We start from the raw sequence: 14,902 nt of genomic DNA on the forward strand, positions 1-14,902 counted from the left end.
CGCGGCTTAAACAACGCTAGGTGTTATTTACATTGTCACCATCTAATACTCGACCACAGATATTGAGCTTGTTTATAAAAGCAAGACTGGTGTTGATCACATTGTTAATCTCAACGCTTGCATCTGTGTATTCAATTTATCTACTCGATCAATACATTTACCAGCAAAAGCAAAACTCTATTAGAAAGGTGGCGGGTAGCTACGTTAACCATATTAGAAATAACCTTAACCAAGCACTTTCTGCAGCCTACCCAATTGCGGCATTAATTCGTACTCAAAATGGCGAGACTAAAGGCTTTGAAGAACTCGCTTCTGAAATGTTAAGTCTTTATCCTGGTCTTGACGCCTTACAACTTCATAAAAACGGTATTCTTACACACGTTGTTCCACTTAAGGGCAATGAAAGTGCTATCGGTAATAATGTGTTAGAGAACCCACTGCGAACGCAAGAGGCATTTTTAGCCAAAAAAACAGGTAAATTAACCCTTGCTGGCCCTTTTGAATTATTTCAAGGTGGTATGGGTGCAGCGGCTAGGCTGCCTGTGTATCTAGATACCCCACAGGGAAACCAGTTTTGGGGATTTGCCACTGCGCTTATTCGTTTTCCTGATATTCTTCAAAGCGTTAATTTAGCTCAACTGCCACAGGCAGGCATTGGTTATGAGCTTTCAAAAGTCATGCCCGATACAAATGATGTGCAAATCATTGCTACCTCAGACAACCAAATAACAAAAAATACGGTCGACTTTAACATACAAGTGCCAAACGGCGTTTGGGTATTTAAAGCCTACCCTATCAGGGGCTGGCAAGACAATAGTATGCTGTTACTTGGTATTGCTATTGCGGTTGCGTTTACTTTTTTAACTACACTTTCATCTTATCTGATAACCCGATTAAGAGCGAGCCACCTAAAATTAGAAAAAAAAGTAGAGCAACGTACTCATGCATTACAAAATAACATTAAAGCATTAACTGATACCGAAAGACGACTTCTTTTAAGCCAAAAAGTGGGGGGAATTGCGACTTGGGAATGGGACATAAAAACCAATATAATCCGCTTTTCTGAACATGGTATAAGACTAATTACTGGCAATGTTAAACAATTAGAAATGACTAAAAATGAATACCTAGCCAGTATTCACCCAGATGATCGCGCCAATATAGTAAGCGATATAAATCAATGTATTGACGCGGCGAAAGAATATAATGTTGATCACCGTATTATTACTAAACGGGGTAACGTTCGTTGGTTTAATACTAAAGGGACTCTTGTTAGAGACAGCTCTGGCAGCGCAATTACCATGTTGGGTGTCTCGGTTGATATTACTGAACGTAAATTAATTGAAGAAAAACTGCATTTATCCTCTCGGGTTTTTAGAGATACCCATGAAGGGATTATTATTACAAATGCTGATAAAGTTATTGTTGATGTCAATCCTGCCTTTTGTCATATAACCGGTTATAGCCACGATGAAGTTATAGGCCGCAATCCATCATTTTTAAATTCGGGCAAACAAACAGAGTCATTTTATAAAAACATATGGAAACAGCTCAGCCTATATGGTCATTGGCAAGGTGAAGTGTGGAACTGTAAAAAAGACGGTGAACTTTATGCTGAGCTACTTAATATTTCAGTTTTAAAAGACGACAACAACGTTACTTTTTACTTAGGAATATTTACCGATATCACCCAAGCTAAACGCCAACAAGAGCAACTTAGTCGTATTGCACATTATGATTTATTAACTAACTTGCCAAACCGCGTATTGCTTGCCGATAGACTCAGTCAAACCATGTTGCAATGCCGTCGCCTTAACAATTCTCTGGCTGTGGTGTTTCTTGATTTAGATGGATTTAAGCATGTTAATGACTCTCATGGCCATGATATTGGCGATAAATTATTAATTGCACTTTCTATTCGTTTAAAAGATGCACTTCGTGAAGGTGATAGCTTAGCCCGTATTGGTGGCGATGAATTCGTTGCTGTATTGACTAATTTAGGATCAGTTGCCGATTGCGTGCCCGTACTTGAGAGGCTTCTGGCCGCAGCAGCTAAACCTGTCACTGTTAACGATATTGTTTTGAATGTCTCTGCCAGTATTGGCGTAACAATATACCCAGAAGATAATTTAGATGCTGAACAACTGATGCGCCATGCCGATCAAGCCATGTATATTGCCAAACAAATGGGCAAAAATCGTTATCATTTATTTGATACGAGTCAAGGAGATACAGTTAAATTACAGCAAACCGGTATTTCACTTATCCGTGAAGCCTTAGCCAATAATTGGTTTGTACTTTATTATCAACCAAAAGTAGATATGCGAACGGGCAGTATGATTGGTGTTGAGGCATTAATACGCTTGCAACATCCGGAGCGCGGCCTGCTTAGCCCTATTGAATTTTTACCGGTAATTGAAAACAATGCGCTAATGATAGACGTTGGAGAATGGGTTATTAACGCTGCATTATCTCAAATTAACCAATGGCAAATTTTAACACCTAGTTTAAACATAAAAGTGAGCGTTAATGTTGCCGCAGTTCAATTACAGCAGCCTGAATTTACAGCGCGGCTAACTGAATTACTATTGGCTCATCCACAGGTCGATGCTAGAAACCTAGAGCTAGAAGTACTTGAAACCATTGCACTTAAAGATGTGGCCCACGTATCTAAAACCATGCAAGATTGTAAAGCTTTGGGCGTTGAGTTTTCACTAGATGACTTTGGTACGGGTTACTCCTCACTCACATACTTAAGGCGTTTACCTGCAAGCTTAATAAAGATAGATCAAAGCTTTGTTAGAGATATGCTTGAAGACTCGAACGATTTAGCAATTGTAAAAGGCGTTATTGCACTGGCTAATTCGTTTAAACGAAGCGTTATAGCTGAAGGCGTAGAAACCCCTGAGCATGCAGCAACACTAATGCTACTTGGCTGTTATCTAGCACAAGGCTATGGTATTGCTAAGCCAATGAAAGCCGAAGATATTCCTATTTGGCTAGACGAATGGACCGCAGATGAAATTTGGGCTTTAACTGACTTACAAAAAATGGATAATTAGTTTATTGCCAGCGGTGTTTTGCCATATTAATTCGTTGATTGTTAAAAGTAACACCCTCAGAAAGTAGCTTTTCTCGTTGTGTTTGATACTGCGCACTGCCCTGTGCAAACGCTATTTTACCTTGGCTGTTAACCACTCTATGCCAAGGGATCGTCGAATCTTTTGGCATCTCTTTTAATAATCGGCCAACTAGCCTTGCATTATTAGGATACCCTGCAAGCGCCGCTACTTGGCCATAACTGGCAACACACCCTGAGGGTATACTCGCAATAATAGTATAAATAACCGTTTCTTTATTAACGTCCATTATTGTTTAAGTACTCCTGACTGAGTAATTCAAATTGCTGCCAAATTTTACGGGCAACAGGACCATGGTGCATAGCATGTTGACGAAAAGCACGAATTTGCGCGCTAAACTGATGCTCTCTGTCTGTTACTATTATTTGCTGTAATGAGCCCGCGGCAATTTCTTTTTTACAGTGGCCTAAGCTCATCATTGCCCATCCTGCACCTGACAATAAAAACGACTTTAGGGTAGATATGTCATCTATTTTCATCACCGCAGCCCCTTTAGAATAAGACAGCCTGTCGCTGTCTATGCTCAAGCCACTTTCAAACATCGCTAAACACGGGTAAAGTTGTAACTCATCGTAGGTAAGCTGCTTAGGTAAAATCCCTTTTGCGCCAACAATACCTATATCGAGCTTGCCTATCGGTAAGCTTTCTAAATCGCCGGTGGCATGAAATAAATCAAACCATGGGCCAATCCCAAGCTCGGCTTGGCCGGTATTCACTTGCTCTAAAGATACAAACCGTTTACCACTGGTTAAACGAAATTCTGTACTAGAAAAATGCTTAAAAGTATTACTTATGATCTCGTTATAACTTTGCACATGACAAATTTGCTCATAGCAAACTCTATATTGTGCTTCATTCCCCAGCGCCAGCTCGGTTGCAAGCTGTGTAAGCTGCTCATTCGCGTTTAAAAGCTGTTTAGCTTCACGATGAAAAATACGTCCTTTTTCGGTAAGTTGTAATCGGTATTTAGAACGGTCGAGTAGATCAAAACCTAATTTCGCCTCTAAGTTTTTAATCGCCAGTGTCAATGCAGGCTGAGTTTTATGTAGCTTTAATGCAGCGCCACTTAAGCTCGCACTTTGCACAATAGCATCTAAAATTTGTAATTGATTAAGTTTCATAGTCAGCCCAGCACATTATAAGTAAAACTTATTGAGTTTCTAAAATTTAATGAATTTTATTTTATATGTTTGCAGCGTATGCTGCACTGACTTATTTAGCCTTTTTTATCATGGAGATATCATGCCACTGTTTCGCTTATGTTTACTATCTGCGACATTACTAAGTTTAATAGGCTGCTCGGAGCCCGAGAAAATAGTTAAAGAAGAGCCGATTCGCCCTGTTAAATTATTTAGTATTGGTCATGATTCGCAAACAAACATACGCAGTTTTCCTGCGGAAGTCGTTGCAAACCAGGGCTCGTACCTGGCTTTTAGGGTCAATGGTGAGTTGGTTGAATTTCCTGTATTAGCCGGTGAGCAGGTAAAAAAAGGGCAACTATTGGCGAAATTAGACCCTGAAGATTTTCAATTACAATATAATGAGCGCAAAGCGCGCTATGAACTGGCTAAGTCGCAGCTAAAACGTATTAAACAACTATTTGATAAAAATATCACCAGTCAATCCGAGCTTGATCAAGCGGTTGCCAATGAACAAGTCGCTGAGTCAGCGTTTAAAATTGCAGAAACAAATTTAGAGTACAGTGAACTTCGTGCTCCTTTTGCTGGCATAGTAGCCAAAGTGTTTGTAAAAAACTTTGAAAGTATTCAAGCAAAACAAAATGTTTTGCGCTTAGAAACCCGCGATTTTATGGATGTAGCAATACAGGTTCCTGAAAAAATCGTGGCACGTATTCAAAAAGATACCCAATATCAACCTATGGTTGAATTTGATGGCTATCACGACAAGCAATACAAACTCACGCTTAAAGAATGGGATACCCAAGCCGATCCTGCAACACTTACCTATAAAGTGGTGTTTTCATTACCGGTGCCAGAAGATTTTAACTTACTTGCGGGTATGTCGGGACAAGTGATGATAGATTTGAGCAAAGTTACACGCTCACAAACCCCCTACACTATTTTACCTATTGAGTCGGTCTTTTCAGATCCTAATAAAAGCCTAAGCGATAATGCCTATGTGTGGGTTTTTAATCAGCAAACTGGCACTGTGCATAAACAAGCAGTACAAGTGGGCCAATTGCATCACGACACTATTGAAGTTCTTAGCGGCGTGAAAGAAGGGCAACAAATTGTCTCTGCTGGTGTTCACTCTTTACAAGAGGGCATGTCTGTTCGCCCTTGGAATAAAGAGCGAGGCTTATAATTATGGGCTTTGCGCAACTATCTATTGAGAAAAAGGTCATTAGCTGGATGTTTACGCTGCTGCTGTTAATTGGCGGTAGTGTGTCTTATTTTGATTTAGGCCAGCTGGAAGACCCTGAATTCACTTTAAAAAAAGCCATGGTGATCACTTTATACCCGGGCGCCTCTCCACAGCAAGTAGAAGAAGAAGTCACATTTCCGATTGAAAATGCCATTCAACAGCTCCCTTATGTTGATTATGTCACCTCTATTTCATCCAATGGTAAATCACAAATTACCGTAGAAATGAAAAGCACCTATCGTAAACAAGAGCTTAGACAAATATGGGATGAAATGCGTCGTAAAATTAACGACCTTAGCCCGTCGCTGCCAAGTGGTGTTTACCCTAGTAATGTGATTGATGATTTTGCCGATGTTTACGGCGTTATGTTTGCCGTCACGGGCGATGGCTACTCGTATGATGAATTAAAAGACTATGTCGATTATTTAAAACGAGAACTTGTTTTAGTCAAAGGAGTGAGTAAAGTTACAATTGCGGGCCAACAGCAGCCACAAGTAATGGTTGAGGTATCGACGCAAAAGCTTGCCCAACTCGGTATTGCGCCTAGTCATATTTATGATTTACTGCAATCACAAAACACCGTATCTAACGCTGGACGTATTCGCGTGGGTGATGAGTCTATTCGCTTGCACCCTACTGGTGAATTTAAAGATGTAAAAGAACTTGAAACCTTACTAATTTCAAAATCAGGTGCCAGCGAACTCATTTATCTAGGCGATGTTGCAAAGGTTTACCGTGAATATGCTGAAGTACCGACCAATGTGATTCATTACAATCAACAACAGGCTCTACTTATTGGTGTGTCGTTTATGTCTGGGGTCAATGTTGTTGATGTGGGTAAACACATAGATGAGCACTTAGCATCTCTTGAGTATCAACGCCCGCATGGTATTGATATTAGCTCAGTGTATAACCAACCTAAAGAAGTAGAGCAGTCGGTAGATGGCTTTATTGTTAGTTTAATAGAGGCCATTGCAATAGTTATTGTAGTACTACTTATTTTTATGGGCTTTAAAAGTGGGGTTTTAATCGGCGGTATATTATTACTGACCGTATTAGGCACCTTTATATTTATGAAACTGTTTGCGATTGACTTACAACGTATATCATTAGGTGCGCTAATTATTGCACTAGGTATGCTGGTCGATAACGCCATTGTTGTGACCGAAGGTATTCTCATCAACCTCAAGCGCGGACAAACAAAGCTTAAAGCGGCAGTTAATATTGTCGATCAAACTAAGTGGCCACTACTTGGCGCAACAGTTATTGCCATAACCGCTTTCGCACCGATTGGTTTAAGCTCAGATGCCAGTGGTGAATTTGCTGGTAGCTTATTTTGGGTGCTGTTTATTTCTTTGCTCTTGAGCTGGATCACCGCAATTACGCTCACGCCGTTTTTTGCCCACTTGATGTTTAAAGAAACCGAATTTAAACACGAACATAATCAAGAGCATGAAGACCCTTACCAAGGCATCATATTCAATGGTTATAAAGCGATATTAAATTTAGCTATGCGCTTTAGAAAAACAACCTTAGTCCTTATGGTTGCTCTTTTATGCAGCGCTGTAGTGGGGTTTGGTGCTGTGAAGCAATCATTTTTTCCAGCCTCGAATACCCCGATGTTTTATGTCGATTACTGGCAAGATCAAGGCGCTGATATTCGCGCAACCCTTGAGGGCATTAAGCAGCTAGAAGCTTATTTACAAAAGAATGAACTGGTCACAGAAATCACCAGTACGGTTGGCCAAGGTGCGCCGCGTTTTATGCTGACTTACGCGCCTGAAAAATCCTACCCTGCTTATGGACAGTTAATTATTCGTGTCACCAATCGTGAAGCCGTCGCAAAAGTCATGCAAAAAGTGCGCGATTACGCAAAGCAACATCCACTGTCAGCAAAGTTAAAAGTAAAACCAATGGAGATTGGCCCCTCGACTGATGCCAAAATAGAAGCGCGGTTCTCAGGCCCCGATCCGGTTGTTTTAAGACAGCTTTCATCACAGGCTAAAGAGATTATCGCTAAAGACGACGGTGCCTTTAACATTCGAGATGATTGGCGTGCACGCACTAAAATGATTCGTCCGCAATTTAATGAACAAAAAGCGCGCCGTTTGGGGATCACCAAATTTGATCTTGACCAAGTTCTGTTAACGAGCCTGTCGGGTAAGCAAGTGGGTGTGTATCGTGATGGTACGCAATTATTGCCTATTATTGCCCGTTCACCGGCAAGCGAGCGTTTAAATGTAGACAGTGTTCACGATTTACAAATTTATAGCCCTGTTTTACGCGTGTTTGTGCCGGTTACCCAAGTGGTTGATGAATTTATTGTTGAGTGGGAAGACAGCTTAATTATGCGTCGCGATCGTAAACGCACCATTACTGTGATGGCAGATCATGATGTTTTGGGTGATGAAACGCCTGCAAAATTATTTGCTCGGGTTCGCGCTGAGGTTGAAGCAATTGATTTACCCCGTGGCTATGAAATGCAATGGGGCGGCGAGTTCGAATCATCAAGCAAAGCGAAAAAGGCTATTTTTGGCTCGTTACCACTGGGCTATTTAGCAATGTTTGCAGTAACAGTATTACTGTTTAACTCAGTGAAAAAACCTTTGGTTATTTGGGCAACTGTACCGCTGGCTATTATTGGTGTTAGTGCAGGCTTATTAGTGATGAATGCGCCGTTTAGCTTTATGGCGCTACTGGGCTTATTAAGCTTAAGCGGCATGCTAATTAAAAACGGCATTGTACTGGTTGATCAAATAAACTTAGAACTGAGTGAAGGTAAATCGCCATATCAAGCAGTGTTTGACTCAGGCGTAAGCCGTGTGCGCCCTGTAGCCATGGCCGCTATCACGACAATACTTGGCATGATCCCATTACTATTCGATGTATTTTTTCAGTCGATGGCGGTCACCATTATGTTTGGCTTAGGGTTTGCCACCATACTGACGCTAATTGTAGTGCCGGTTTTATACACTGTGGTATTTAGGATTGATTACCCTAAACAGTAGGCTAACAAAAAACGCAGCTAAGGCTGCGTTTTTATTTGCTTTTTTACACAAGCTTAATTACTTTTTTAAGCTTAACGTGCCACTGCTGCGGGTTTTGTTTCCTGTGGCAGTATTTGCTTTGTGAGTATTTGATTTACCCACATAAGTAGTAGAGCGTTTTTGATAAGGCGTATTTCGACTACTTTTTTTAGCTTGCTTTTGTTGCTCGTCATTATTTTCACGACGTAGTTTCCCGCCCTGAAAGTCACGCTTATGAGCAGATTTAGCGCCACTATTTTTAGCTTGTTCAGTGTAATTGCGCTGTTCAGTATCATCATAAAGTGAGTGTTCTTGCGTTTTACCTGAATCAGCAATTGAGTCGTTAATGACCGCCATTTCAGCGTCGCTTAAATGTCGCCACTGCCCTACTTTTAAGCCTTTGAGAGTTACGTTCATAATACGCACACGTTTTAGTGTAACCACTTCGTAACCTAAGTATTCACACATACGGCGAATTTGACGGTTTAAACCTTGGGTTAAAATAATGCTAAATTGCTGCGCACCAGTCTGAGTAACTTTACACTTTTTAGTCACGGTATCTAAAATAGGAATACCGTTCGCCATTTTATTTACAAACTGACGATTAAGTGGTTTGTCTACAGTAACCACATATTCTTTTTCGTGGTTATTGCCAGCTCGTAAGATTTTATTAACGATATCGCCTTCATTGGTTAAAAAAATCAGCCCTTCTGAGGGTCTGTCTAAACGACCAATCGGAAATATACGTTCAGGATAATTAACGGCTTTAACTATATTACTTTGAATTTTACGCTCTGTGGTACAGGTAATGCCCACAGGTTTATTATAAGCAATATACACACGTTTAGGTGGTGCTTTTAATGGTTTACCATCAACCAAAACTACATCTGATTGGGCAACTTTAACACCCATTTCTGGTAATTCACCATTAACGGTAACACGACCTTGCTCAATATATTTATCGGCTTCGCGGCGAGAGCAAAACCCGGTTTCACTAATAAATTTATTTAAACGCTTCAAGTCTGTCATCAGGCAAATCTTCTTAAATATAAAGGCGCATAGTTTAAACTACTCAAGCTATTTTTTCGCGGTTAATTTTCGCTAATTTACGCCATAGGTATTCAAGCGGGCCTTGCTTAAAATACCGGCAATAAATAGCTGTAAATATAAGCTGTACAATCACTAAGCTAATAGCGACGAGCCAATAATCGAGTCGGTTAAATTTGAGCGTCCACTGCGGAAAAAACACTTTAAACAATAATAACTGCATAATGGTTTGGCTTATGTATAAAGTAAACGCTAAGCGTCCAACTTGTTGGATAAGCCCCCCTATGTGGGCGCTGTTGTCACAAAGTTTAACGATTAAATGAATATAAAGCAGTGCAACACATAAGGCAGCAAGTTCATTAACAGGCTCTTGTAAGGCATAACCAATACCTTGATTGTATGGCACTAACATTAACCTTAAGCTAATAAATAACGCACTTAATAGAATAAGCTTAATAAGCAGCGCCTTACTAAGCCCTTTACTAAACACACCGTATTTGTAAGCCAAAATACCAATTAGCATAAACCCAGCACTAGCCCACAATAATAAAATAGGCACAGCCAACAACATATAGGCGCTCATTGCTATATTTTGGCTAAAGTGAGCACCGATGCTTTGGTAGTAACTAGTGTATATTTCGTAGTACTCGGGGGAATCTCTGTATAATGGCGCCTCATTAAGTCCTAACATAAATATGGCAATAGTCATTAAAGAAATAAAAGTAAAAAGCGCAGCTTTGTTTTTAAGCTCTTCATTCGTGTAATCTAAATAGCGCAATATAAATAAACCTGACACCCCATATAAAAACAAAATGTCGCCCGCCCACAATAAAAAACCATGTATTAAGCCAAACACAATTAGCCAATGTAATCGTTTTTTTAGTGGCTCAGTGCATTGGTATCGCTGATACTGAATATAAAGACCCGCACCAAACAGTAAAGTGAATAAAGTGCGAAACCGCCCTTCAACAAATATAAGGCTTAGTATGTTTAGAAACTGATCACTAGGTGGTGGTGTTGTGAGTGGCGTATAATTAAGCTCGAAAATAGCGAAGGAAAAACAGTTAATAAATACCAGACCAAGTACGGCTATGCCCCTTATAAAGTCCATATTATAATTGCGCAAAGCATGAATTCCCTAAATATTATCTTTATAGCTATCGGCCCATTGTACCGCTTGTTTGTATAATTTTGGTAAAAAAGCACTGTCTAAATTAATCAGTAATACTGCATTCTCAAGCGCCCACCAGCTTCCTGTTTCGTAGGCTTTTACTGTTTCAAGGATATAATATAAGTTATTTTTTTCACCAGTTAACGCTGCTTTTATATCTTCCGGGAATGGAAGTTTATCAACCAGCAAGTCCATTGGCTTGTCTAAAATAGCATCGAGCAGTGAAAAAAGCCCCGTTAAAAATGCTTCACCTTGAACCTGCTTAGCAACTTTAGCGGCTATTAATTCACAAAACCGTGCGCGAATAACGCACATCTGCATGAGCTCTATAGGCTTAGAGCGTGCTGTATGGGCAGTGACAATTAAACTAACAAACTTTTTTAAACGTGCTTGGCCGAGGTAAACTAACGCTTGTTTTAACGACGAAATTTGGCTTTGTAGCGGAAACACACCGCTATTTAATAAACGCAGTAACTTGTAGGCCAATGCCGCATCAAGCTCAAATAAACCGGTAATCACTTTAACATCAGGATCTGGCTTCATTACTTCTGAGTAAATGGCGATCACTAGGCCGTAATTATAGTGAATATCTTTTTGTTCTATCATCACTGGGCGCGCAAAATAATAACCTTGAAAATAATCAAAGCCCATTTTACGGGCCAATTTATATTCTTCATCGGTTTCTATTTTTTCGGCTAGTAGTTTAATATTTTTGTACTTTTTAAGCTTATTAACCACCAGCGGAATTTCAGCAAGTGGAGTAAGGCGAATATCAAATTTAATTAAGTTGACCAGCTTTAAAAAGCGCTCCCACTGCGGCGTATAAACAAAATCATCAAGGGCTAATTTGTAGTTACTGTGAAATAGTTTGCGACATAGCTCGTAGGTATCGTCGGTGGGCTCTATGGTTTCAAGTAATTCAATGACAACATCTTTACAAGGTAAAAAATCACACAAATCAAGTTTTAACGACTCAGGGCCAATATTGATCAATGCTTTTTTACCCGAGGTAATGTGACGAGTACCTAGGTTAAGCTGGTTTTCCATGATAAGCCTCGCCGTTGCTTGACCATCAGATACACCAGGAAAGCAATTTTCAGGACTATCGCGAAATAGCAGTTCATAAGCAACTACATTTTGATTCCGATTTAGTATTGCTTGCCTTGCCACAAATACAGACACATTACCTACTTTATATTATTTCCACCAGACTAAGTAATTAAAGCGTAAATAAGAACGGATGTCACTGAACTTTATAAAATTTTTTAATATAAGTATGTTATATAATCAGTTACCACACTATCCCAACTAAATCGTGCATCAGCAGCTCGCCTTTTTATTGCTTGCCATTGCTTAGGGTTTGTTTGATATAGGCTAAGTGCCTCAGTTAAACTCTGCAAGAGTGCATCAGCTTGTGTACTTAGTGTATCGCCGTTAAAACAAAATCCACTGACATTATGCTCTACGGTATCTTTTAAACCTCCGACACTGTGCACTAAGCAAGGTTGGCCGGCTCGCATTGCGAGCATCTGGCTAATCCCACAGGGCTCAAAAGAACTCGGCATTAAAAATAAATCACCTAATTGATACATTAAATCGCCAACATCTTGCCCATAGCCTTTTAAAAACAAAAAGTTGTTATTACGTGCCATGGCGCAGGTAAAAAGGTGTTCAAGTTTACTATCGCCTGAGCCCAGCACAAGTAAACGCCCCTTAAATTGATTAATGATCTGACACACTGAATCAATAGTCAGGTCTTTGCTTTGTTGCTGGCAAAGTAACAATACTTTTTGCTCAGTGAGCCGCCCTACACTTGTTACAAGTGGCCCTTGCTTATCACACGCCATAAATTGTAAAACACGCTGATGGGCGATGTAGTGGCTGCTGTGTAATTGCGCGCTTTTTGCCATCCAACTAAACAAAGTCGATTCTATTTGCTCTAATAGCTGACTATAGGTTGCTTCATGTTCGTCTTGAATTGCGTAATCACAGCCGTTGAGTATACCAATTAATTTGCCTTGCTCAGCCGCTTGTTGTAAATCTCGTTCAAGTCCTTCGCCACCAAAGAATCCGTGGGCGTCATTACTTGCTATTTGCACTTCTTGGCTATAACTCGGTGAAACCACATGTACTTTGTCGGCTAAATTAATGGCACTGCGCATAGGGTTAAAGCAATGCGGATAACGAGGGTCACATAATCGTTGCCCGTCGTAACTTAACGAGGGAAACCATGCTTCTAAGCTTGAATCATCCCCTTTAAAAGGACGAATTCCCTGCAAAGCTAAATTGTGCACCGTATATACCAAGCGCAGCTTAGCAAGCTTGCCATAACGAGGATTAAATTTAAGTAACACGGCCACACAGGCACTGTGCCAATCATGCAAATGTAAAGTGTTGGGTTGTGTTAATGCGCCCTGTATCAGGGCTTCACAAATAGCGGCATTAAACAGTGCAAACTTGGTCGCATCGGTAGCAAATGGTCTATTATCGTTGTCGTTACAATACACACTCAATGATTGACTAAAAAGAGGATGACTTATAACTATTTGCCTCACCCCTTTTTGATTCTGTGTAATTTCAAACAAAGATAAAACGTGGGTCTCTGACTTAAATGCCACACTCACTTCACCAATAAAACAGCGCTCACCTAGTTCAAAACCATAATCAGGAATAACCACATCTACCGTCAGCCCCTGCGCCACTAACGCCTTTGGTACATCACGAATAACATCAGCAACACCACCAACTTTGGCATTAGGTAACGCATCATTCTCTGCAGCAACCATTAATACATGCATTAATTTACTCTTATAGTTTGCTGCAAGGCTTTCGCCTTGCTCTTTTAATTATTATTTATTAACGATGTGACTTATTGTCTAACTTCATCAGCATATCGCGGGTGACCAATACAATCCCTTTTTTTGATACCCGAAATCCATTGGCTTCATCGGTTTTACGATCAAAACCAATCTCTAATCCAGGTGGGATCTCACAGCTTCTATCTATAATCGCTCGCTTAATTTTACACCCTCGATTTACAATAGCACCGGGTAAAATGACCGACTCCTCAATGGTACAATATGAACGAATATGTACATTAGAAAATAATAATGATTTTCTCACTAAAGAGCCGGAAACAATACACCCACCCGACACCGTTGAGTCAACCGCCATCCCTCGGCGATCATCATCATCAAAAATAAATTTGGCAGGAGGAAGTTGCTCTTGGTAAGTCCAAATTGGCCAAGTAGGATCGTACAAATCCAGTTGAGGCTCCGGCATAACCAGTTCCATATTTGCTTCCCAAAACGAATCTAGAGTTCCCACATCGCGCCAATAGGGTTGTCCTACTTGTGCGGGATCTCTAAACGGGTAGGCAAACACATTATGTTCTTCAATAATGGCAGGAATTATATCATGGCCAAAATCACGCCCTGAGCCCTCTGTTTGCGCATCTTTTTGTAGCTGCTCAAATAAAAACTCAGTATTAAATACATAATTTCCCATTGATGCTAAACAGGTGCCTGGTTTACCAGGCACTGAGCTGGGCTCGGCAGGTTTTTCGTCAAAGCGACGTACACGACTTTCTTCATCAACCGTCATCACACCAAAGGTACCCGCAGCTTCTTCAACCGGTACTTCTAAACAGCATACCGTCATGTCAGCGCCATTTTCTACATGCTTTGCCAACAGCCCGCCATAATCCATACGATACACATGGTCGCCAGATAAAATCATCACATATTTAGGTAACTCATGGCGAATAATATCCATATTTTGAAATACCGCATCGGCAGTACCGCAATACCATTCATCACCATGGCGCTGTGACGCAGGTAATATTTCAACTGACTCACCTAATTCCTTTTTAAAATGCCCCCACGCTCGATTTACATGGCGAATCAGTGAGTGTGATTTATATTGCGTTGCAATTCCGACACGTCTTACACCTGAGTTAATGCAATTTGATAGTGGAAAATCAATAATACGATGTTTACCACCAAAATAAACGGCGGGTTTAGCACGCCAGTCGGTTAGCTCATGCAAGCGAGAACCGCGACCTCCGGCAAGAATTAAAGCGTAGGTTTCTCTGGTTAAATTACTTATATAACGATTTGCATAACTGGGCATAT

At 40.5% G+C, this 14,902-nt stretch carries 10 protein-coding genes; 3 read left to right on the top strand and 7 right to left on the bottom strand.

Going from position 1 to position 14,902, the window contains the following annotated elements; all coding sequences use genetic code 11:
* Positions 1–89 precede the first annotated feature (89 nt).
* Positions 90–3,062 (top strand): EAL domain-containing protein, encoded by a 2,973-nt coding sequence (locus tag ABZP26_RS16655; protein WP_368485760.1) that lies wholly within the window; start codon positions 90–92, stop codon positions 3,060–3,062.
* Position 3,063: 1 nt separating this feature from the next.
* On the opposite strand, the gene ABZP26_RS16660 is transcribed toward ABZP26_RS16655, so the two are convergent.
* Positions 3,064–3,369, bottom strand: a complete 306-nt coding sequence (locus ABZP26_RS16660) for an MGMT family protein (protein WP_076921812.1) — start codon at positions 3,367–3,369, stop codon at positions 3,064–3,066.
* A complete protein-coding gene (locus tag ABZP26_RS16665; protein ID WP_024600876.1) occupies positions 3,359–4,261 on the bottom strand; it encodes a LysR family transcriptional regulator in 903 nt (300 codons plus the stop codon). Before ABZP26_RS16665 ends, ABZP26_RS16660 begins: the two co-directional genes overlap by 11 nt.
* Positions 4,262–4,382: 121 nt before the next feature.
* Here ABZP26_RS16665 and ABZP26_RS16670 point away from each other — a divergent pair, with 121 nt between their 5' ends.
* Both ABZP26_RS16670 and ABZP26_RS16675 read left to right on the top strand, forming a co-directional pair.
* Positions 4,383–5,465, top strand: coding sequence for an efflux RND transporter periplasmic adaptor subunit (locus ABZP26_RS16670; protein WP_013463246.1), 1,083 nt, complete (start codon positions 4,383–4,385; stop codon positions 5,463–5,465).
* Between the two features lie 2 nt (positions 5,466–5,467).
* The gene (locus ABZP26_RS16675; RefSeq protein ID WP_013463245.1) at positions 5,468–8,533 is read left to right on the top strand and encodes an efflux RND transporter permease subunit; all 3,066 of its coding nucleotides are present in this window, start codon (positions 5,468–5,470) and stop codon (positions 8,531–8,533) included.
* Positions 8,534–8,590: 57 nt separating this feature from the next.
* Here ABZP26_RS16675 and rluF read toward each other — a convergent pair whose 3' ends face one another.
* The 5 genes from rluF to glgC all read right to left on the bottom strand — a co-directional run bounded on the left by rluF (position 8,591) and on the right by glgC (position 14,900).
* On the bottom strand, positions 8,591–9,580 hold the full coding sequence (gene rluF / locus ABZP26_RS16680) for a 23S rRNA pseudouridine(2604) synthase RluF (protein ID WP_024600878.1): 990 nt from the start codon (positions 9,578–9,580) through the stop codon (positions 8,591–8,593).
* Positions 9,581–9,623: 43 nt separating this feature from the next.
* Positions 9,624–10,709 (bottom strand): DUF418 domain-containing protein, encoded by a 1,086-nt coding sequence (locus ABZP26_RS16685; protein ID WP_024600879.1) that lies wholly within the window; start codon positions 10,707–10,709, stop codon positions 9,624–9,626.
* A 27-nt stretch (positions 10,710–10,736) separates the two neighbouring features.
* Positions 10,737–11,951 (bottom strand): EAL and HDOD domain-containing protein, encoded by a 1,215-nt coding sequence (locus ABZP26_RS16690; RefSeq protein WP_024600880.1) that lies wholly within the window; start codon positions 11,949–11,951, stop codon positions 10,737–10,739.
* A gap of 83 nt (positions 11,952–12,034) precedes the next feature.
* On the bottom strand, positions 12,035–13,567 hold the full coding sequence (locus tag ABZP26_RS16695) for a glycogen synthase (protein ID WP_368485761.1): 1,533 nt from the start codon (positions 13,565–13,567) through the stop codon (positions 12,035–12,037).
* A 58-nt stretch (positions 13,568–13,625) separates the two neighbouring features.
* A complete protein-coding gene (gene glgC, locus ABZP26_RS16700; protein WP_013463240.1) occupies positions 13,626–14,900 on the bottom strand; it encodes a glucose-1-phosphate adenylyltransferase in 1,275 nt (424 codons plus the stop codon).
* Positions 14,901–14,902 lie beyond the last annotated feature (2 nt).

The organism is Pseudoalteromonas sp. SD03 (assembly GCF_040937955.1).
GTDB classification, from domain to species: Bacteria; Pseudomonadota; Gammaproteobacteria; order Enterobacterales; family Alteromonadaceae; genus Pseudoalteromonas; species Pseudoalteromonas tetraodonis.